This is a genomic window from Salegentibacter lacus (genome assembly GCF_020164555.1).
Classification (GTDB): Bacteria; Bacteroidota; Bacteroidia; order Flavobacteriales; family Flavobacteriaceae; genus Salegentibacter; species Salegentibacter lacus.
The window spans coordinates 95,464-116,876 of record NZ_JAIQZB010000009.1 but is presented as its reverse complement, the minus strand read 5'-3'; the positions used below and the strand labels follow the sequence as shown (position 1 = coordinate 116,876).

23 protein-coding genes are annotated in these 21,413 nt (G+C 38.1%); 9 read left to right on the top strand and 14 right to left on the bottom strand.

Annotated features, from left to right (window positions below):
* Window positions 1-21: 21 nt before the first annotated feature.
* On the top strand, window positions 22-171 hold the full coding sequence (locus LB465_RS09165) for a hypothetical protein (protein WP_224469539.1): 150 nt from the start codon (window positions 22-24) through the stop codon (window positions 169-171).
* Here LB465_RS09165 and LB465_RS09160 read toward each other — a convergent pair.
* Genes LB465_RS09160 through LB465_RS09150 form a run of 3 tightly spaced genes read right to left on the bottom strand, consistent with a single transcriptional unit; the run spans window position 168 to window position 2,157 of the window.
* Window positions 168-629: a hypothetical protein gene (locus LB465_RS09160; protein ID WP_224469538.1), complete on the bottom strand. Its 462-nt coding sequence runs from the start codon at window positions 627-629 to the stop codon at window positions 168-170. The genes LB465_RS09165 and LB465_RS09160 overlap by 4 nt on opposite strands.
* A gap of 48 nt (window positions 630-677) precedes the next feature.
* Window positions 678-1,499, bottom strand: a complete 822-nt coding sequence (locus LB465_RS09155) for a ZIP family metal transporter (protein ID WP_224469537.1) — start codon at window positions 1,497-1,499, stop codon at window positions 678-680.
* Between the two features lies 1 nt (window position 1,500).
* On the bottom strand, window positions 1,501-2,157 hold the full coding sequence (locus LB465_RS09150) for a metal-dependent transcriptional regulator (RefSeq protein WP_224469536.1): 657 nt from the start codon (window positions 2,155-2,157) through the stop codon (window positions 1,501-1,503).
* A gap of 98 nt (window positions 2,158-2,255) precedes the next feature.
* Between LB465_RS09150 and LB465_RS09145 the strand changes: the two genes are divergently transcribed.
* Window positions 2,256-4,526 (top strand): TonB-dependent receptor, encoded by a 2,271-nt coding sequence (locus LB465_RS09145; RefSeq protein ID WP_224469535.1) that lies wholly within the window; start codon window positions 2,256-2,258, stop codon window positions 4,524-4,526.
* On the opposite strand, the gene LB465_RS09140 is transcribed toward LB465_RS09145, so the two are convergent.
* Window positions 4,523-5,260 carry a TerB family tellurite resistance protein gene (locus LB465_RS09140; protein ID WP_224469534.1) on the bottom strand — a complete coding sequence of 246 codons (738 nt, stop codon included), beginning with the start codon at window positions 5,258-5,260 and terminating at the stop codon, window positions 4,523-4,525. The two genes, LB465_RS09145 and LB465_RS09140, sit on opposite strands and share 4 nt — an antisense overlap.
* Before the next feature lie 218 nt (window positions 5,261-5,478).
* Between LB465_RS09140 and LB465_RS09135 the strand changes: the two genes are divergently transcribed.
* The 3 genes from LB465_RS09135 (at window position 5,479) to LB465_RS09125 (ending at window position 7,632) form a co-directional block, all read left to right on the top strand.
* Window positions 5,479-5,889, top strand: coding sequence for a BrxA/BrxB family bacilliredoxin (locus LB465_RS09135; RefSeq protein WP_224469533.1), 411 nt, complete (start codon window positions 5,479-5,481; stop codon window positions 5,887-5,889).
* A 221-nt stretch (window positions 5,890-6,110) separates the two neighbouring features.
* Window positions 6,111-6,842: a lysophospholipid acyltransferase family protein gene (locus LB465_RS09130; RefSeq protein WP_224469532.1), complete on the top strand. Its 732-nt coding sequence runs from the start codon at window positions 6,111-6,113 to the stop codon at window positions 6,840-6,842.
* Window positions 6,843-6,978: 136 nt separating this feature from the next.
* A complete protein-coding gene (locus tag LB465_RS09125) occupies window positions 6,979-7,632 on the top strand; it encodes an HD domain-containing protein (protein ID WP_224469531.1) in 654 nt (217 codons plus the stop codon).
* 2 nt (window positions 7,633-7,634) lie between these two features.
* Here LB465_RS09125 and LB465_RS09120 read toward each other — a convergent pair whose 3' ends face one another.
* The 10 genes from LB465_RS09120 to LB465_RS09070 form a co-directional block, all read right to left on the bottom strand.
* Window positions 7,635-8,420, bottom strand: coding sequence for an Fpg/Nei family DNA glycosylase (locus LB465_RS09120; protein ID WP_224469530.1), 786 nt, complete (start codon window positions 8,418-8,420; stop codon window positions 7,635-7,637).
* A gap of 167 nt (window positions 8,421-8,587) precedes the next feature.
* Complete coding sequence (locus LB465_RS09115; protein ID WP_224469529.1) at window positions 8,588-9,664, bottom strand: PA0069 family radical SAM protein; 1,077 nt, start codon at window positions 9,662-9,664, stop codon at window positions 8,588-8,590.
* 91 nt (window positions 9,665-9,755) lie between these two features.
* Window positions 9,756-10,538: an enoyl-CoA hydratase/isomerase family protein gene (locus tag LB465_RS09110; protein ID WP_224469528.1), complete on the bottom strand. Its 783-nt coding sequence runs from the start codon at window positions 10,536-10,538 to the stop codon at window positions 9,756-9,758.
* Between the two features lie 27 nt (window positions 10,539-10,565).
* Window positions 10,566-12,020, bottom strand: a complete 1,455-nt coding sequence (locus tag LB465_RS09105) for a sensor histidine kinase (protein ID WP_224469527.1) — start codon at window positions 12,018-12,020, stop codon at window positions 10,566-10,568.
* A 39-nt stretch (window positions 12,021-12,059) separates the two neighbouring features.
* Window positions 12,060-12,608: a CopD family protein gene (locus tag LB465_RS09100; RefSeq protein WP_224469611.1), complete on the bottom strand. Its 549-nt coding sequence runs from the start codon at window positions 12,606-12,608 to the stop codon at window positions 12,060-12,062.
* Between the two features lie 27 nt (window positions 12,609-12,635).
* Entirely contained in the window at window positions 12,636-12,956 is a 321-nt protein-coding gene (locus tag LB465_RS09095) for a type II toxin-antitoxin system RelE/ParE family toxin (protein ID WP_394370926.1), read from the bottom strand.
* Between the two features lie 255 nt (window positions 12,957-13,211).
* Window positions 13,212-14,567: an MATE family efflux transporter gene (locus LB465_RS09085; protein WP_224469524.1), complete on the bottom strand. Its 1,356-nt coding sequence runs from the start codon at window positions 14,565-14,567 to the stop codon at window positions 13,212-13,214.
* Window positions 14,567-15,601 carry a ferrochelatase gene (gene hemH / locus LB465_RS09080; protein WP_224469522.1) on the bottom strand — a complete coding sequence of 345 codons (1,035 nt, stop codon included), beginning with the start codon at window positions 15,599-15,601 and terminating at the stop codon, window positions 14,567-14,569. Before hemH ends, LB465_RS09085 begins: the two co-directional genes overlap by 1 nt.
* Before the next feature lie 88 nt (window positions 15,602-15,689).
* On the bottom strand, window positions 15,690-16,442 hold the full coding sequence (locus LB465_RS09075; protein WP_224469520.1) for a ThuA domain-containing protein: 753 nt from the start codon (window positions 16,440-16,442) through the stop codon (window positions 15,690-15,692).
* A 3-nt stretch (window positions 16,443-16,445) separates the two neighbouring features.
* Entirely contained in the window at window positions 16,446-17,345 is a 900-nt protein-coding gene (locus LB465_RS09070) for an AraC family transcriptional regulator (RefSeq protein WP_224469518.1), read from the bottom strand.
* A 201-nt stretch (window positions 17,346-17,546) separates the two neighbouring features.
* On the opposite strand from LB465_RS09070, the gene hemA reads away from it, so the two are divergent.
* Genes hemA through hemE form a run of 4 tightly spaced genes read left to right on the top strand, consistent with a single transcriptional unit; the run spans window position 17,547 to window position 21,413 of the window.
* Window positions 17,547-18,803 (top strand): glutamyl-tRNA reductase, encoded by a 1,257-nt coding sequence (gene hemA, locus LB465_RS09065; RefSeq protein WP_224469516.1) that lies wholly within the window; start codon window positions 17,547-17,549, stop codon window positions 18,801-18,803.
* Complete coding sequence (gene hemC / locus LB465_RS09060; RefSeq protein ID WP_224469513.1) at window positions 18,800-19,720, top strand: hydroxymethylbilane synthase; 921 nt, start codon at window positions 18,800-18,802, stop codon at window positions 19,718-19,720. Before hemA ends, hemC begins: the two co-directional genes overlap by 4 nt.
* A 20-nt stretch (window positions 19,721-19,740) precedes the next feature.
* Window positions 19,741-20,388, top strand: a complete 648-nt coding sequence (locus tag LB465_RS09055) for a uroporphyrinogen-III synthase (protein ID WP_224469511.1) — start codon at window positions 19,741-19,743, stop codon at window positions 20,386-20,388.
* Window positions 20,385-21,413: a uroporphyrinogen decarboxylase gene (gene hemE / locus LB465_RS09050; protein WP_224469508.1), complete on the top strand. Its 1,029-nt coding sequence runs from the start codon at window positions 20,385-20,387 to the stop codon at window positions 21,411-21,413. Before LB465_RS09055 ends, hemE begins: the two co-directional genes overlap by 4 nt.

The window sequence follows — 21,413 nt, the reverse complement described above, 5'->3', positions numbered from 1 at the left end:
TCAAAAAACGACTTAAGAATTATGGAACTATTACAGGAAATTCTCGTTTTTATCACTTTCGCAATCGCGTTAGGATATTTAACCACAAAATTCATATGGAAACCTGCTTTTTTAAAGAAGAAAACTGAAAAAACCAAAGCCTGTGGAGTTTCAGGTTGTGGTTGTGATTAATGCGTTTCGGTTATTTTAAACTGAAGCTGGTAATCTGATGCTTTTATCTTTCGGGAAGTCTTAGGATATGGTGAAAGTGCAATTGTATGCAGTGAAAAATCTCCCTGAAAGAATTTCGAAAGCGAAAAGTTTTGCGAGCGGGTACTAATAATTTCTTCTCCTATCGGCTTTCCATTTTTAAATATCTCAATCAGGATTTTTGCCTCGCCGGCCCAAACACAGGTTACATCGCTTGGGCATCTTGAATCTGAAACCACCTTTTTAAACCGAATTGTTTTTCCGTCAAAATTAAAAGCTTCCCCTACATAGGTTTTAGCAGTATGTTCTATCACTTTAACTTCTTCCTGCGCTGATGCAGAGATTGTGAAAAGAAAAAATACCGAGATTAATAAAACTGATTTTAATAAATAATATCTTTTAATTGGGTTGCTCTTTATAATATATAGTTCTTCTTGCATAAGCCTTTAACTGTAAAGACTATGCCACAAGCTAAATGTTGCAGGAATTTATCCCAAACCAACATCCAGCGTCATCATGACCATAAACCCTACGATAAATCCGATAGTAGCGATATCTGTATAATTGCCTTTTTGTGATTCGGGGACTACTTCTTCAACCACTACAAAGATCATTGCACCTGCCGCGAACGAAAGTGCATAAGGTAAAATTGGCTCAAAGGTCATTACCGCCCAGGCGCCCAGTACTGCCGCAAAAGGCTCTACAATCGCGGAAAGCTGACCATAGTTAAAACTTTTAAAACGACTCATTCCCAGCCCCCGCAAAGGCATGGCAACGGCAAAACCTTCTGGGAAATTCTGTAATCCAATCCCGATAGCAAGGGCCACAGCACCACCAATACTAGCACCTTCCATACCTGCTCCTGCTGCTCCAAAAAGTACACCTACGGCAAGGCCTTCAGGGATATTATGCAAAGTAATGGCCAGGGTGAGTAAAACCGATTTATGCCAGGGGGTTTTAATTCCTTCCTTTTCACTCATTTTAAAGTTAACGTGCAAGTGTGGTAATATTTTATCAAGTCCAAAAAGAAAAAGTGCTCCTAAACCAAACCCGATGAGTGGGGGAACTGTTTTTTCAAAACCCTCTCCCGGGCTCATTTCTATCCCAGGCGCAAGTAAGCTCCAAAAACTTGCCGCCACCATTACTCCACCCGTAAAACCCAGCATTCCATCAAACAACTTCCTATTCATATTCTTAAAAAGAAATACTAAGGAAGCTCCGGCTGCGGTAAGTAACCAGGTAAAAATCGTAGCCAGTAAAGCGGCTAATACCGGGTCTAACTGCTCAAAATAAGCTATTATATCTTCCATTCTATTGTGTTTTTATATACAAATTATTCGATATTAATTGTGAAATCCTTAATTGTCGCTCTTCAATTAAAATAAGCATAGAACCATCAAATGCTTCCTTTTCGAGGACTTTGATCTTTTTCCCAAGCGAAATATTATTCTTATCCAGAAATCTTAGAAAATCTGATGAAGAATCTTTTACTCCCACACAAATCCCTTTTTCTGTCTTACCCAATTCCGACAACAGTACTTTATTTGCTACACTAAAGTTACCTTCTGCATCGGGTATTGGATCTCCGTGGGGATCACGCTTTGGAAAACCTAGAAATTCATCTAGTTCTCGTGTAAGTTTTTCAGATTTTATATGTTCTAATTGTTCCGCAACATCGTGTACTTCGTCCCAGTTAAAATTGAGCTTTTCCACAAGAAAATATTCCCACAACCTGTGTTTTCTAATTACTTCAATTGCGGTTTTCTTGCCTAACTCACTGAGTTTTACCCCCTGGTATTTTTTATAAATCACCAGTTCTTTTTCCGATAATTTCTTGATCATATCGGTAACCGAAGAAGCCTTGGTCTCCATTTCTTCTGCCAGCGCATTGGTGCTAACCCCCGCCTGGTATTTTCGCTCTAAATGAAAAATCGCCTTAAGGTAATTCTCTTCTGAAAAACTAAACATAATCCTAATTTATATTTTCCAAAAATACATTTTTAAATTTAAAAACCTATTTTTAGTCTTATCTAAATATATTTTATAGTTTTGTCAAAAATAAGCAAATGAAACAATTAGCGACAGTGATTCTAATATTAATGGTATTTTCGGGTTTTGCTCAGGAAGGCAAACTTTTAGGAAGAATTACTTCCGAAGGAAGCCCGGTAAGCTTTGCAAATATTTATATAGAAAATTCAGACCTTGGCACTACCGCTGATAAAAATGGAAATTTTATTCTGGAAAATATTCCATCTGGAAATCATTCTATTCAGGTTAGCGCAATAGGATTCAAAAAGCTTAGCCGTGAAATCGTAATTACCAAAGGACAAATAAAAACCCAGAATTTTAAGCTTGAAGAATCTTCTTCAGAACTCGATGAAGTACTTATTGTAGACACCCAAACCGGACTTACCCGGCGCACTCCTTATAATGTCTCCAGCATTAGTATGCAGGGAATTGAAAACAAAGGAAATCCCAATGGAATGATGGGAAGTTTACGGGAAGTGCCCGGTGTATACGGTGCAGAGTTCGGCCAGGGCATTGTAAAACCATTTATTCGCGGGCTTGGTTTTTCGCGGGTTGTAACTATTTACCAGGGCAATAAGCTGGAAAACCATCAGTGGGGCGCAGATCACGGACTTGGGATTAATGATCTCGGTATAAAAAAAGTAGAAGTAATTAAAGGACCTGCTTCGGTTTTATATGGTTCTGGAGCATTAGGTGGGGTTTTGTTAGCCCAGGATGACGAATTCTATAAGAATTCAACTAAAATATCGGGGAATATAGGAACTACATTTAACAATATTTCTAACGGTGTACGCACATATGCTTCAATAGGAAAATCATTTAGAAACGGCATATTTATAGCCACAGATCTAGCGTTTGAAAACCACGCCGACTATAAAAACGGAGATGACAGGATTATTGGAAATAGCCGGTTTAACACCAAAACACTAAGAGTACATACCGGGATTGAAAAAGAAGATTTTCAGAATAAATTATCCTTTTCTTTTAACGATCAAAACCTCGGGATTATTTTAGATGAAGAAATGCAGAATTCCCAAAGCCTTGCTACAACCCGAAACGACAGGGAGATGCAATTGCCATTTCAGGAAGTAAAAGATTATTTGCTCTCTTATAATCAAAACACCCAACACGAGAAATTTGAGACTTCTCTTCATCTATCACATCATTCTAATAATCGAAAAGAAATTGAGCAAGATTTTAACCTCGTAGACCTTGGTTTACAGCAAAATCATACTTTTTACAACGCCAGAATAAGTTTACCCAACGGAAAAATAAAACATAGTTTAGGCGCCCAGGGAAGTTTTGTTAAAACCGAAAACATTAAAAATTCCCAGGAATTTTTAATTCCCGATGCCGATGTTTTTGAAAGCGGATTATATTATCTAGCAAGTCTCGATTTAGATTCCTGGTTCTTTCAGGGAGCTTTGCGTTATGATTACAGGGAGGTTACAGCTGATGCCAGTTCACCCGAACTTATTACCGATGAATTTATCCTTCCCGGAAATCCTGAAAACCGAAAACTCAGCCGAAATTTTAACGGTTTTACCGGTTCCATGGGCGCGACTAAAAAATTTAACGAACGCAATCAGTTAAAACTAAATTTTTCTACCGGTTTCAGAGCACCCGATCTGGCTGAATTATTCTCCAACGGCCCGCATCCCGGTACCAGTAGGTTCGAAAAAGGGAACGATCAATTTGGAAGAGAACAAAGTTTACAGGCCGATGTGAGTTATACTTACCGAAATAAGAGGTTTGAAAGCACATTTTCAGCATTTGGTAGCAGAGTGAATAACTATATTTATTTTACGGCTACTGATGAAACTCTTCCGGAAGAAAACCTGGAAGTTTGGTCTTACCTTCAAACCAACGCCAATCTATACGGATTCGAATTTGAGCTAAAGCACAGTTGGTTAAACCAGCAACGACTGGAAACAAAATTTTCGGGAGCAATTGTAAGAGCCGAAGACCTAAAAAACGATCGAAATCTAAGTTTTATTCCCCCAGATAATTTTAACCTGGAAGTTGGATATTTCGGCTTAAATGATAGATCGCTTTATGCTTTTTCAAAAATGAGAGTAATACGTGATCAAGACCGTGCCGGACTGAATGAGGAAACTACGGCCGGTTATACTTTACTGAATTTGGGAATTAGTAAGAAATTCAATATAGGAAAAGATCAACTGAAAACAGGGATTACTGTTTACAACGCTTTAAATAAAACTTATGTTGATCATATGTCTATTTTAAGAGCGTTTAATGTGAGCAGTCCTGGGAGAAATTTTATGCTGAATGTGAAATATAATTTCTAAAGCCCGCGTTCCTTTTGAATTTGATCGTAAGCTTCCTGCACTTTATTGAATTTTTCACGAGCTCCTTTCCGATAAGCTTCGTCCATATGACCCAATTTATCGGGGTGATATTTCTTCACCATATTTCTGTATGCTTTTTTCACCTCAGCATCAGTAGCCGATTTTTCAATTTCCAGGATTTTATAAGCATTATCGGCCGATTTAAAGAACATCGCTTTCAGGCTTTCAAAATCCATTCGGCCAATTCTAAGATATCCGGCAATTTCCTGGATTACGCGAGCTTCAGCTTCACTAACGCGGCCATCGGCTTGCGCAATTCCGAAGAGAAAATGTATAATTTGTAATCGTGCTGGATATTTGGTTCTTGCCGCCAGATATTGTGAAATACGGGAAGCAGAAATTTCCCTGTTCTTTATCAGGTCATTAAAAGTTCTAAAAGTAGCATTGGCACGCTCTTTCCCATAAGCCTGTACAAAATAGGAACGCACATAATCCATTTCAGACTGCGAAACCTGGCCATCGGCTTTAATTACCAGGGAACAGAGCGAGAGTAAGTTAAGTTCAAAATCGCCGGGAGAAACTTTTTGCTCCTCCTGCTGCCCGAACATTTGCTTAAAAGCTCCGCCACTTCCCTTGGTCCAGTTATCAATCAACGTTCCTATTATAAAACCTAAAATTGCTCCCGGAAACCGGAAATACATATAGCCAATCACGGCGGCAATCCATTTAAACATGAAGAAAATTTTAAATAAGCGGCAAAGATACTATTTTACTCATTAAATGAGATTTATTTACGCAAAGCCTTATACCTAAATCAATGATACTTCCAGTATCACAAGATCACCGGCTAATCGATTTAACTTATTCACACATAATTATTTGAAATATGGGCAGCTGAAGTTAATTTGGTATCTTTGCTACTTACTCAAGTTTAATACAAAAAACAAAATATATGTATCCAGCAGATTTAGTAAAACCTATGCGCGAAGACCTTACCAGCATTGGTTTTGAAGAATTACACAGTGTAGAAGATGTAGAAAACGCAATGAAGAAAGAAGGAACTACCCTGGTAGTAGTAAATTCGGTTTGTGGATGTGCTGCCGCCAATGCAAGACCCGGCGCCAGAATTTCTTTACAGAATGCAAAAAAACCAGATAACCTTGTTACCGTTTTCGCAGGTGTAGATAAAGAAGCTACCGAAAAGGCTCGTAGTTTAATGGTACCTTTTCCTCCGTCTTCGCCTTCTATGGCACTTTTTAAAGATGGTGAGTTAGTACACATGTTAGAGCGTCACCACATTGAAGGCCGTCCGGCTGAAATGATTGCTGAAAACCTTACAGGAGCTTATAACGAGTTTTGCTAAGCAGCAACCACTAGTAAAATTATTAAATGGCTGGTTAAAAAGTCTTATTTCGTCAAGCTGAATTTATTTCAGCTTCTAAGTTGATTTGAACCTAGATCCTGAAATAAATTCAGGATGACGATTAAAATAGCCTTTCAACCAGCCATTTTTATTTCCAATTCCCAGATTTGTATTTGTAGGTTTAAGGCTTAAAACCTTAATTTAGCCGCATAATCTAAGTGATGAAAAAAATACTTTCATACCCCTTATCGGTTCTCTTCTATTTTTTCTTTTTTTTAAACCTACTGGTTTTTCATCCTATCCAATGGGTGTGTTTAAAACTTGGCGGCTACCAGGCACATAAAAAAAGTGTAGATATCTTTAATTTCTTTCTAATGCGTTGCCTCAATATTCTGGGAACACGCTTTACTGTAGAAAACCCCCAGGATATTCCCATAGAAAAGCCCTGTATTTTTGTGGCGAACCACCAGGGAATGTACGACATTCCGCCAATAATTTGGTATTTAAGAAAACACCACCCAAAGTTTGTAAGCAAAAAAGAATTGGGAAAAGGAATTCCAAGTATTTCTTATAATTTACGGCACGGAGGTTCGGTTTTAATAGACCGAAAAAATCCACGGGAATCACTTCTTAAAATGGGCAAATTCGCCAAATACCTCAACGAAACAAATCGCTCTGCGGTAATCTTTCCTGAAGGAACACGTAGCCGAACCGGAGCACCAAAAAAGTTTGCGGCAAGAGGAATGCAAATGCTTTTTAAACAAATGCCCGAAGCTTTAATCGTCCCCATAACCATCAACAATTCCTGGAAACTCTTTAAACACGGAAACTTCCCAATGGAACCCGGCGTACATATTAAATTGAAAGTTCACAAACCAATTCCAGTAGCTTCAGACGATCCTGACGGACTGGTTGCCAGAGTGGAGCGAACAATTATTGCTGATGTAAAATAAAAAGCAAAACAGTCGTCATTACGAACAGAATGAAGTAATCTCTAACATATTTACAAGATTATGGCAGATTGCGTCTCCCCATAATTATCGAGATCGTAATGACAAATAACTTTAAAACCACCATTTATCTTCCACTATGAACAAATCCAAAATCCTAGAAAACACAGAAACTTTCGTTAAACAAAGTCTTAGGAATGCTGAAGGTGGTCACGACTGGTTTCACATACAAAGGGTGTGGAATAATGCAAAGCTTATCACTAAAAATGAAAATGCCGATCTTTTTATAGTGGAACTCGGGGCTCTACTTCACGATATTGCCGATTCGAAATTTTATAATGGTGATGAAAGCGTAGGGCCAAAAATGGCTTCAGAATTTCTTCAAAAACAACAGGTTTCAATTGAAATTATAGATCACGTGGTGAAGATTATAGAAAACGTTTCTTTTAAAGGCGGAAATATTCAGCAGGAATTTAATTCCATAGAACTGGAAATTATTCAGGATGCAGATAGATTAGATGCCCTGGGTGCCATAGGAATTGCCCGTACTTTTAATTACGGCGGTTTTAAAGGTCGCGCGCTTTACGATCCTGAAATTGAGCCTGAAATGAATATGAGTAAAGAAGAGTATAAAACTTCTAACGCACCAACCATCAATCATTTTTATGAAAAACTTCTTTTGCTAAAAGACCGGATGAATACCAAAACCGGGCGTGAAATCGCGCAAAAACGTCACCAGTTTATGGAACTTTACCTGGAACAATTTTATGCAGAGTGGAACGGAAAAGTATAATTTTATGCGTTCTCTTCCTGGCAAGTAGGGCAAAAATAAGTAGTTCTACCTGAAACTTTCATTTGTTCTATTTTACCGTTATTCCTTGGACAATCTTCCCCTTTTTTGCGAACGGTGGTAATATAATCCTTCGGGAGTTTTTGTCCTTCCACCCTGGCTTCTTTAACCACTTCCAAGACTTTTTCAATTTCTTTGTAAATATTCGCTTTCTCGTTTTCAGAAAGTTTATCAACTTTAATTTTTGGATGAATTTTAGACTGAAAAAGCACCTCATCTGCATACAAATTCCCAATTCCAGCGATGAGTTTTTGGTTCATTAGCAAACCTTTTATTGTTCCTGATTTGCCTTCCAGGATTTCTAAAAATTTATCTTTTTTAAGCGCGAGGGCATCAATTCCTAAATCATTTTCATTTTGAAATTCTCCTAAACTTTCAGCTAAATAGAGTTTTCCAAACTTACGCGGACAGGTAAAAGAAACCCGGGAATGATCTTCAAAAGTTAGCGTGAGTTGCGCATATTTAGGTACTTCATCGTGCTGGTAATATTCCAGTTTGCCGGTCATCCCAAAATGCACTACCAACACTCCATTATTTTCTAAATTCAGGAATAAATATTTTCCCAATCGCTCAGTGCCGGTGAATTTATTGTTTTTCAACTTTTCTTCAAATTCACTTTTAGCCGACTGGTATATTTTTTTATCACTGGTTTCTACTTTTACAATCTTTTTATGCAAAATAGTGGCGTCGGCATATTTTTTCTGGTAAGCAACTTCGGGTAATTCAGGCATATTTCTCAGTTATCGGTTACGGGTTCTCAGTTGTCCCTAAAATATTAATGATTTCAACTAAACGTTTATAAATTCGTCATAAATTTTAAGATCAAAGAACTATATTTACTAAAAATATTTACTTTTCATGCTAAATGCTGAAACGAAATCAGCATGACGGCAGTCTTTCAAAAAAGCTTCATTTGTCCGTCTTTGTATTGTTCGTGTAAATCGCAGTTTAAAACCGGTCTTTCTCTTCCTTTTAAATATTTAGCTTTGGCGATTTTGAACTGCTGTGCCACCTGGCTGGCGAATTCGCCTTCGCCTTTCATTCTGGTTCCAAAACGGCTATCGTTTAAACTTCCGCCGTGCACACTTTCTATTTGATGCAAAACCTTATCGGCCCTGTCTGGCATCGCTTTCCTAATCCAGTCGGAAAAGATCCCGCCAATAGAGCCGTTTAGCCTTACAATAGTATAACCAACGCCCAAAGCTCCCCTTTCTGAAACTTCTTTAACCAAAGACATAATTTCGTGGGAATTTATAGAGGGAATTATAGGTGCCATCATCACACTCACCGGAATATTAGCTACGGAAAGCTTTTCTATAGTTTCCAGACGCTTTTTAATACTGGCTGTTCTTGGCTCCAGGATTCTTCGCGTTTCTTCGTCCAGGGAGGTAACTGATAAACTAACATGTACTAAATCATCTGCCGCCAGGTCTCTTAATATATCTATATCTCTTTGCACAAGAGCATTTTTGGTTATGATTCCCACGGGATGTTTATATTTGAAAAAGGTTTGAAGTAACTGCCGGGTAATTTTTAGTTTCTTCTCAATGGGTTGGTAGCAATCGGTATTTCCGGAAAGTACAATTGGCGTTGCCTCCCATTTTTTGCCGCTTATCTTTTTTTCCAGCAGTTCTACTGCATTCCTTTTTACCAGGATTTTTCGTTCAAAATCAAGTCCAGCACTATAGCCCCAATATTCGTGGGAATTGCGCGCATAGCAATAAATACAGCCGTGCTCACAACCCTGGTACGGATTTAATGAAAATCCCATGCCAACATCCGGACTGTTGACTTTATTAACAATGGTTTTAGGAAAAGTATCTATTAAAACTGTCTTCGAATTTTGCACCTCATCCCCTTCAGTCGCACAATGATTAAGAAAATCATCACGAAATTCGTGATCGTGCGCATCAAATCGGCTAGTCACATTTAACTGCGCTCCTCTACCGTAGATAAATTCACTTTTACTGGACATAATACAAATTTATGGAATATATCCAATATAGTGAACAAAAAATAAGCTTTAACATTCCGAAAATTAATTTCTAAATGCTAAAGCTTTTATATTAATTCCCCGGGAAATCGGCTTTGCGTTTATTCAAAAATGCCGAAGTTCCTTCTTCAAAATCTTCGGTTCCGAAAGAGTTTCCAAATTCACTAATTTCCACTTCAAATCCGTTTACACCATCTTCGAAATTTGAATTAATAGCTCGAATTGCGGCGCTAATAGCTACCAGAGAATTCTTCATTATTTTGCGAGCAATATTTTCGGAAAATTCTATCAATTCTTCAGGCTCGCAAACGTGGTTCACTAAATTGTACTGTAGCGCCTGGTTGGCATCTATCATTCCCGCAGTCATAATCATTTCCATCGCGCGGCCTTTCCCCACCAATTGCGGAAGGCGCTGCGTACCGCCATAACCGGGGATTACCCCAAGGGACGTCTCAGGAAGTCCCATTTTTGCGTTATCGCTGGCCACCCTAAAGTGTGCAGCCATTGCCAATTCGAGTCCGCCGCCCAGGGCAAAACCGTTTACTGCGGCAATAACCGGCTTTGGAAAATTCGCTACAAAATCGAATAATTTCGACTGTCCTTCAGCTGCAAGTTCGCGGCCTTCTTCCGGAGAAAAATCGGCAAATTCACTAATATCGGCACCGGCAACAAAAGCCTTTTCGCCCGTTCCGGTTAAGATTACAACTTTTACTTCGCGATCTTCTTTTGCTTTAGTAAAAGCCTGATGCAATTCTTCAATTGTATCGCGGTTTAAGGCGTTTAATTTCTTAGGACGGTTGATTGTAATCTGTAAAATTCCGTCGTTATTTTCAGTTAAAATATTTTCGAATTCCATATTTAAAAATTTTGGTTCGTTCTTCATTTATCTGGGAAACCGTAACTTAAATGTAGTGCCTTTTCCCAACTTAGAAGTAAAGGTAATACTTCCGTTATATGTTTCCACAATATTCTTTACCATTGCCAGGCCAAGGCCCATTCCGCTGGACTTAGTGGTGAATTTAGGTTCAAAAACCTTCTCTAGATTTTCTTCGGAAATCCCAGCCCCGTTATCAGAAATAATCACAAATACATCTGAAGATTCTTCGTGAATACTTACCATAATACGCGGATTCTCCTGCCCATCCATAGCTTGAATAGCGTTCTTCACCAAATTGGTAATCACCCTAATAAGTTGGGTTCGATCAAACTTGGCAAGGATTTCATCTTTTTCACTAGTAAACTGAATGTATTCTTCGTTAAAAATATCCAGTGCCAGTTTCACGATTTTCGGAACATTCAGCATCTCGTTTTGTTGCGCCGGCATTTTCGCGAAATTCGAAAAAGCTTCAGCAATAGAGCTCATGGTGTCTATTTGATTGATAAGCGTATTAGAGTATTCGGCTACTTTGGCTTCAATTTCGGGATCATTCCTGTCAAAATTCCGTTCAAAACTTTGCACGCTTAAACGCATTGGTGTCAATGGGTTTTTTATCTCGTGTGCTACCTGTTTGGCCATTTCCCGCCAGGCCTGTTCTCGTTCGCCTGCGGCAAGTTTTACGGCACTTTCTTCCAGCTCATCTATCATACTATTATATGCGGCTACAAGCGTATAAATCTCTTCAGAAGCGTTGGTAATATCGATCTTTTGGTTACGTTTATCTAAACGGGTTTCAGTAATTTTATCTGAAATAATTTTTAGGGATTTCGTAATATATTTTGAAAGGAAATAAGACATTATAATCGCCAATACGAGCATAAATAAATACACCTCACCCATTCTAATCAGGAAGTTATTCAGATCACGATTTAAAACGGTGTCATCCTGAACATAGGGAAGATATAGTATGGCCAGGGGCTTAAATTTACCATCTACGATATATGTATATGAAGATTGAAATTTTTGCCCGTTAATTTCGGTTTTTTCAATATATCGCTTGCTCTCTGAGCGTTCCAACTTTCTAAGAATATCTTTGTCCAGTTGATTATCTGTGGTATCCCTGAAAAAAGATTGATCTGATTTAATTAAAAGCCGACCCTGAAAATCATAAATATTGATTTGCATCTCGTGGACCTGGGCCATTTCGTGAATTTTATTTCGCTCCCCGAATATCATATCAATATTTTCGGTATTGATTAGGTAGGTAGTGCTCGCGAGAATAAACTTTATATTTTCCCTAATAGCCTGTTCCTTTCTTTCCAGGCGTTCGCGGTGATAGTTTTCGGCTTCCAGCTTATATTGATAAACTGTGATACCCACAATTAAGATTGAAGCTCCCAGCACCAATAAAATCATGGAGATAAATATGCGGGTACTTAAAGAAAGTTTAGAAAGCTTCATAAATGATTATTAGCGCAAATTAATCAATTATCACACCAATTAGGCATTGGGATTTTTAGCTCTAATTCGCTTATAGATTTTAATGCCCAGCATAAGCATTCCCGCCAGGAGAAATATCCCTAAAACTCCATATATCCAGTTTATAGCATCCTTTATAATCACCAAAAAAATAACTGCAAACAGAATTAACGTAGAACCCTCGTTCCATAACCTCATTTGATTTGAAGTCCATTTTACCACATCGTTTTGAAGTTCTTTAAAAATGAGGTGACATTTAATATGATAGGCATAAAGCAAAACAACAAAACCCAGTTTCACCAGCATCCAATCTTGCGAAAGCCATCCCGGGGCTAAATGCAACAACATAAAAGCAAATAAACTCGCTAAAATAGCCGAGGGCCATGTAATGATAAACCAAAGCCTTTTAGTCATTAATTTAAATTGCCCAGCAAGAATACTTTTATCGGGTTCCGGTTTTTGCGTGGCTTCTATATGGTAAATAAATAAACGAGGAATATAAAAAAGCCCGGCAAACCAGGTTATCACAAAAATAAGGTGTAAAGCTTTTATGTACTGGTAATATTCTATCACAAATTATGGTTTTTTGGTTGGGTTTTAATGGGTATTGGAGACAGCCAGGATTATAATTTCTTGCCTATCTATTTCAAAAATCACTATATATGGAAAAACATCAAGGAGAGCATTTCTATAACCGCCTTCCAACCGAAATATATATGGATCAGATTGAATTCTGTTTAATATTTTTTCAAGATCATCTAAAATACGCTTTCCTAAACCAACTTTTTTGGCTTCATACCAATCAATCGCAATTTTTAAATCCAATTGGGCTGAAGAGTTTATTTTCAGTCTAAAACCCATATTTCTTTTCAATTCCTCTCTTTGCCTCTTCCCACGGAATTGCCTTCTCCGTACCACTTTCATATACTTTCAAACGGCGATCGGGTTCTTCAAGTTGTTCTTTAGAAAGCCAGTTTTTATGTTTTTCTACTTCATAATCTTCCTCAGGCTCTTTTACTTTTTCTCCTTCAATAATTCCTCAATCTGTTCCAGAAAAGATTGATCATTACAGGCAATGATTTTTTGAATTAGTTCTATTTTTAAAGCATTTTTATCCATCATTTTCAAGCTATCTAACAAAGATAGGGATTTATCATTTTTTCTTCGGAAGAATTACTGCACGGTTTCCGGTTTCAGTTTTAATCTCATTTCCCTGTTTAAAAAATAGGCAGTAACCAGCGTTGAGAGTAAATCGGCAATGGGAAATGAGATCCACACTCCAATTTCTCCGAAATAATTCGGTAAAATTAGAATTAAAGGAATAAAAAAGAAACCCTGCCGGGACAAAGTAAGCAATAACGCCGGAACTGCTTTGCCCACCGCCTGGAAATAAGCAGCACCAATAAGCTGAATTGCCACAATAGGTGTCGCGGCAAAAACCCAGCGCATCGCCCCGGGAGTTTCGGCAATGATCGTGGGGTTTTTAGTAAAAATGCGAACAATTTCTTCAGAGAAAAACATAATCCCGGCGAAGACCAGTAGGCCTAATCCGCAGGCATACATAATAGCGGTATTGATACTTTTGCGGACTCTTTGATATTTTTCGGCACCATAATTAAAACCTGCAATTGGTAAAAAACCCTGCGTAACTCCAAGAACGGGAAACAAAGCAAACATTAACATCCTGGCTATAATTGCATAAATAGCCACTGCATCTTCTCCGCCCAGATCAAATAAAATATTATTCATAAGCAGGTAAATAACACTTACTACTGCCTGCCTGGATAAAGTAACAAAGCCAAGGGAACCAATCTCCCTAAGAATAGGTTTATTAAGCCCAAAATCTGGCAAACTTATTCTCAGCTCAGAATTTTTGGAAAGAAAAAACCAGAAAATATACGCAAAGCAAAAAAGATAAGAAGCTGTTGTAGCCCAGGCTGCACCCCACATCCCAAGACCCATTTGATTGATGAAAATATAATCTAAAAGTAAGTTTCCTACCGAAGGAATAATCATCGCGATCATAGCGAATTTGGGTTTCCCCTCAGCCCGAATCACCGTATTTCCCATCATACAAAGCGCGAGGAAAGGAACTCCGTAAAGTACAATGGTATAATAAACTTTTGCTGGTTCAAAAATATCGCCTTTTCCGCCAAAAGCTGGGATAAGGGAATCCACGAAAAGTAGGCCCACAATTACAAAACCAATGGTAAGGATTAGCGTAAGGCTTATCTGATTTCCAAAAGTTTTGAGGGCTTTTTTACGGTCATCTGCACCCAGTGCTCTAGAAATAATCGAAGACCCACCAATCCCAATAGCCATCCCCAAGGCAGCGATAAAAAACGAAACCGGAAGCACTACATTTATTGCTGCAATAGCCGTAGAACCAATCCAGTTCCCAACAAAAATGGTATCGATTAAAATATTTAGCGACATCACCAGGATTCCCACTGAAGCCGGTGCCGCTTGCTGTACAAGTAATTTACCTATTGGTTTTTCTCCAAGATTTCGAGAATTTACCGAGGCCATTATGCTTCAACAGGCTTTTGGTATGCCCATTCATCTACCCAACGGGAAAGCACTTTTACCCAATCGTCACGATCGTTAAGGCAGGGAACTACAGTAAATTCTTCGCCACCAACTTCGTGGAAGATTTCTTCTCCTTCCATTGCGATTTCCTCTAAAGTTTCCAGACAATCTGAAACGAAGGCAGGTGTAACTATGGCCAGTTTTTTCATTCCCTGTTTTCCAAAACGCTCTATCGTTCTATCGGTATATGGTTGTAACCATGGGTCGAATCCTAAACGAGATTGAAAAGAAACACTATAAGAATTTTCTTTTAGTTCCAAATATTCAGCGACAAGCCTGGTAGTTTCATAACATTGGTGGCGATAGCAAAATTGATGTGCTGCTGAAGCGGTTTGGCAACAGCTTCCGTCAATTTTACAATGCGATTTAGTTACATCGCTTTTTCTAATATGCCGCTCGGGAACGCCGTGATAAGAAAATAATAAATGCTGAAAATCAACTCCTTTTAATTTTTCTGAAATACTTTCAGCCAGCACTCGAATGTAATCAGCGTGATTATAAAAAGGTGGTACGGTAGTAAATTGCATTTCGGGGAAATGCTCTTTCCGAAGCTCTTCGGCTAAAACCAAAATGGTTTCTGTAGTTGCCATCGCGAACTGTGGATATAATGGAAAAAGTAAAACCTCATCAACTCCTTTATCATGCAATTCCTGCAGCCCCGATTTTATACTCGGCTCACCATAACGCATCGCCAAAGCAATTGGTACCGAAGTATTTTTATCCATTTTATCCTGCAGTCGTTCTGATAAAACTATTAAAGGTGAACCCTCATCCCACCAAATTTTTTGATAAGCTTCAGCCGATTTCTTAGGTCTTGTATTTAAAACAATCCCTCTTACTAAAAGCACCCTGGCCCAATATGGAACGTCTATCACACGTTCATCCATTAAAAATTCGTCAAGGTATGTTTTTACATCTTTGGGGTCGGTGCTTTTTGGGGAACCCAAATTAACCAATAGTACGCCTTTACTCATAATTTTTCTTTTTCAATTCAAAAATAAGACTATTTGCTTGGAGGAATTTCAATTACTTATTACTGTTTTTTATACACCTATAGAACGGCTATTTTTCTTCACCTAAAGCAAATAAAATAGATTGGAGAATATGCTTCTGAAACAAAGGTTCTATATAAGATTCAATAGTATGCCCCAAGCCGGTATAAATTGAAACTCCGCCGTGGCCGGTTTCCCTAAACCAGGCAATTGGGTGTTCTTTACCGTTAGTGCCGCCATCATAAGAATCTTCATCGAGATATAGAAGCACCTGCATTTCAGGATTTAGGTTTTTATAGTTATACCATTCATCGGTTCTGGTCCAAACTTTAGGTAAATATGCAACTGCGGGATGCCCGGGCATATTCAGTTTTATATCAGCTTGTTGTACGGCGGGATGTCCATCGAAAAAACCACCTACCAATTCCACAAACCAGGGCCAATCCCCTTCTGTGTCTGCAGCGGCGTGAATTCCAAAGAAACTCCCACCATTTTCTATATAATTTTTAAAATCTTCCTGTTCCTTTTCATCAAAAACATTCCCCGTAGTGTTTAGAAAAATTACTAAATCATAATCTTTCAGGTCATCGCTATGAAAATCGTCGGCATCTTTAGTAGAGGTGACTTTAAAATCGTGATCTTCGCCAAGATCTTCGATAAAAGCTCTTCCTGTGGGAATAGATTCGTGCCAGAAGCCTTCGGTTTTATAGAAAACAAGTACTTCTTTTCTATCTTTCTCGTCTTCATCTTCTATTTCCTGGGCATATCCAGAATTTAAACCGAAAAAGATGAGAAGATAAATTGCAACAAATTTTTTAAACATAACCTAAGAATTTGAAGTTAAAGACATAATATATTTCTTGGGCGTTGTGCCGAATTTTTTCTTAAAAGCAGCAATAAAATGACTTGCGGTACTGTAGCCCACTTTTAAACCAACTTCGTTCACATTATAATCGCCACTATCTAAAAGTTTTCGGGCATATTCCATCTTATAATCGAAAAGAAAACTGTAAACCGAATCTCCATAAATTTGCTTAAAACCTTCTTTAAGTTTTTTAAGACTTAGCCCAATCTCATCTGATAATTCCTGAAGCGATGGCGGCTCTGCCATTCTGGAAATCACAATATCCTTGGCTTTTCTTATTTTAATAATATTTTCTTCGTCACTAAGAAAAGGACATTGTTCTACATTAGGATCTTCGGTTCTGTTAAAATATAAACTCAAAAGCTCGTAAGCTTTCCCTTTAAAATAAAGATTTTTAATACTTGGGGTGAGGTTAAAATTCATAACCTGATTTAGTACAATAGCCATAGATGGAGAAATTGGCGCATCTTTATAATATTTTTTATCCTTGTTATCGGCACTTAAAAAAGTGATATATCCGGCTTCCTGCGAAAAAAGAGAATGGAATTTTTTAATAGAAATCACAAGGGAAATTAACCAGGAAGTTGGTTCCAATACTAAATTAAGCGGAAGATCTTGCTGCGGATTATATAGCAGCAGGGAGCTCTCTGCATTCAGTGGCAGTTCGTATTTGTTGTTATTAAACAGAAACTTGCTGGCTCCTTTTAAATTGAAATGAAACTGAATAAAGCTACTGTCTATATCCCTAATAATTTTCTGATTATCAGTAGTTTCATTTTGAAACTTTAAAAGATAAAAACCATCTTCAATTTTCAACTCTTCAATAAATCCTACAGCGTTATTTTTATCTTCTGAGATCATATTTTTTAATTTTAAGTCTATTTAGAATAGTTCTAAACTAATTGCTCCAAACTGACTACCACTACTGCAAAAGTAAGTATTTGCTAATTTTTAAAGATATAAAAAACTTAAAATAACTGAAAGCGATACAAAAAGTACTTTGAGCGTTACTTTTTGCTTTCACATTAGCTTAATTTTGTCCCAAATACCCTAAATCGGTACATGGAAGATTATCACATCGCAAGCGGAAAACATTTTTACACCATAGGTCTTAGTTATAAAAAGGCTGATGCAGAGATAAGAGGACATTTCAGTTTAAACGAAGAAGCTAAAAATGGTTTGTTAAAACAAGCCAAAGAGGAAGGTATTGATGCTATTCTAGTCACTTCTACCTGCAACCGTACCGAAATTTACGGATTTGCCCAACACCCTTTTCAGCTTATTAAATTGCTTTGCGAACATACGCACGGCACTGTAGAAGAATTTGAAAAAGTTGCTTATGTTCATAAAAACAAGCAAGCTATTTCGCATATGTTTAGGGTTGGCACCGGTTTAGATAGCCAAATTCTTGGTGATTTTGAAATTATAAGTCAGTTAAAAGTTGCTTTTACCCGTTCCAAAAAACTTGGGTTGGTAAATGCTTTTTTAGAAAGACTGGCAAATGCGGTTATCCAGGCCAGTAAACGTATTAAAAATGAAACCGAAATTTCTACAGGTGCCACTTCGGTGTCTTTTGCTTCGGTTCAATATATTTTAGATAATGTTCCTAACGTTTCTGACAAAAATATTTTGCTTTTCGGAACAGGTAAAATTGGACGAAACACCTGCGAAAACCTTATAAAACATACACAAAACGAACATATTACTCTTATTAACCGCACCAAAGATAAAGCGGAAAAAATTGCGGGTAAATTCAACCTTATTGTAAAAGATTACGCCGATTTACAGGCGGAAATAAGAAATACCGATATTCTAATTGTCGCCACCGGGGCGCATAACCCTACTATTTCTAAAGAATTAATTTATTCTAATAAGGATTTGTTGGTTTTAGACCTTTCTATACCAAAGAATGTTTCAGAAGATGTAGCGCATTTGCTTAATGTGAAACTGGTTCATCTGGATCAGCTTTCAAAAATTACCGATAGAAATTTAGAACGCAGAAAGCAATTTATTCCTGAAGCTGAAGCTATTATTAAAGAAGTAGAAACCGATTTTAATAAATGGCTGGAAACCCGAAAATTCGCCCCTACCATAAAAGCTTTAAAGAAAAAGCTTAGAAGTATGAAAGATGATGAACTTGATTTTCAACGTAGAAAAATTTCAGATTTCAACGATGAACAGGCCGAAATTGTTAGCGACAGGATTATTCAAAAAATAATGAAACACTTTGCGAATCATTTAAAAGGAGATTCTACCACGACCGATGAAAGCCTGGAATTGATCCAGAAAGTATTTCAGCTTGAAGAACAGGCAAAATGAACAAAGTAATCCGCATTGGCACCAGGGATAGCGAACTCGCACTTTGGCAGGCAAAAACAGTGCAAAACGCGCTGGAAAAAGCCGGTCATAAAACCGAATTAGTTCCCGTAAAATCAACCGGTGATCTTAATTTAGATCAGCCACTTTACGAAATGGGAATTACCGGGATTTTTACAAAAACCCTGGACGTAGCGATGATTAAAGGCGATGTTGATATTGCCGTGCATTCTATGAAAGATGTTCCCACTGCACTTCCTAAAGGAATTGTAGAAGCTGCAGTGTTAAAACGTGCCAACACCAAAGATATTCTTATCCATAAAGGCCTCGATTTCATGGAAAGCGATGGTACCATTGCCACCGGGAGTTTGCGACGTAAAGCACAATGGCTTAACAAATATCCAACTCACAAAGTGGTAGATTTACGTGGAAACGTAAATACCCGAATGAAAAAATTGGATGATAATGAATGGAACGGAGCTATTTTCGCCGCTGCCGGATTGGAACGTATCGCATTAAAACCAGATAATTTTATAGATCTTAACTGGATGATTCCTGCCCCTGCCCAGGGAGCAATGCTTGTGGTAGCGATGGGGGATGATGAGTTTACCCGAAAAGCTCTCGCGCTGTTAAATCATAAAGAATCTGAAATTACCGTACATATTGAACGTGAGTTTTTAAAGGTTTTAGAAGGCGGCTGTACCGCACCAATTGGAGCTTTAGCTACGGTAGATAAAGATCTTATCTATTTTAAAGGTGCACTTTTTAGTTTGGACGGAAAGGAAAAAATTGGCGTAGAAAAAACCGTATCCATAGACGAAATTGAGGATTTTGGAAAACGCTGTGCCGAAGAGATTTTAAACAATGGCGGCGCAAAATTGATGCAGGAAATTAAAGCCGAAATCAATGCTGAAGGCTGACCTCATTTAAATACTCCTGAATGAAGAGCATTCTCACCACTAAAAAACTTAGTAATTCCCAGAAACAATTGTTTCTAAATTCGGGCTTGAGTTTAGTGGAATATAATGCGATTATTACTAAAGCCACCGATTTTAAATTCCCTTCAAAAAAGATTAAAAACGCGATTTTCACCAGTAAAAATTCGATAAATGCGGTTTCAGGAAAAATTCAGGTTGAAAATTGCTTCTGTGTAGGCGAAAAAACCGCAGACTTAGCCAGTGAAAACGGATTTCACATTCAGGAAATCGCAGATTACGGGAAAGATTTGGCTGATATAATTGTCCAGAATTATACTGAAGAAACCTTTACTTTTTTCTGTGGAAATAAAAGAAGGAATGAAATCCCGGAAATTTTGCAAAAAAATCAAATTGGATTTACCGAAATTGAAGTTTATAAAACAAGACTAAATCCGAAGCCATTTCCCCAGGAATTTGACGGAATTTTATTTTTTAGTCCGAGTGCAGTACAAAGTTTTACTTCTGAAAATCAACTAAAAGATACTACGGCTTTCTGCATAGGAAAAACAACTGCCTCAGAGGCTAAAAAACATACAAACCATATAATAACCGCCACCAAACCTTCTATTGAAAATGTGATTGTGCAGGTGGTGAAATATTTTAAAAAATGATAAAAAACGATCTATTTCTAAAAGCTTTAAAAGGAGAAACTGTAGAACGTCCGCCGGTTTGGATGATGCGCCAGGCAGGCCGCTACCTCCCCGATTTTATGAAGCTTAAAGAAAAATACGACTTTTTTACACGTTGTAGAACTCCTGAACTCGCGACCGAAATCACGGTGATGCCAATCCACCAGGTAGGGACCGATGCGGCAATTCTTTTTAGCGATATTTTGGTAATTCCGCAGGCGATGAATATTGAAGTGGAAATGAAACCCGGTGTTGGCCCCTGGCTGCCAAACCCTATCAGGACGACAAAAGATGTAGACAATGTAATTGTTCCGGATATCGAGGAAACTTTAGGCTACGTAATGGACGCCATTAAGATGACCAAACAGGAATTGAACAATGAAGTTCCGTTAATTGGTTTTGCAGGTTCCCCGTGGACAATTTTATGTTATGCCGTACAGGGTCAGGGCTCCAAGAATTTTGATAAAGCAAAGAAATTCTGTTTCACCAATCCGGTAGCCGCCCACCAGTTATTGCAGAAAATAACCGACACAACCATCGCTTACCTAAAAGCCAAAGTTGCGGCAGGTGTAGATGCGGTGCAAATTTTCGATTCCTGGGGTGGAATGCTAAGTCCCGTAGATTACCAGGAATTCTCCTGGAAATATATTCAGCAGATCATTGATGCTTTAAAGGATGAAATCCCGGTTATAGCCTTTGGAAAAGGATGCTGGTTTGCCCTTCACGAAATGGCAAATTCAGGCGCTTCGGCTTTAGGAGTAGACTGGACTTTAAGTGCACGAAATGCCCGATATTTAAGTGGCGGCAGAATCACCCTGCAAGGTAATTTTGATCCTGCAAGATTGTATTCACCACCAGCCGAGATCAAGAAAATGGTAACCCAAATGATTAATGAGTTCGGAAAGGACCAATATATCGTAAACCTTGGGCACGGCATTTTACCCGATATTCCGGTAGAAAATGCAAAAGCTTTTGTAGATGCGGTAAAAGAATATAAAGCTAATTAG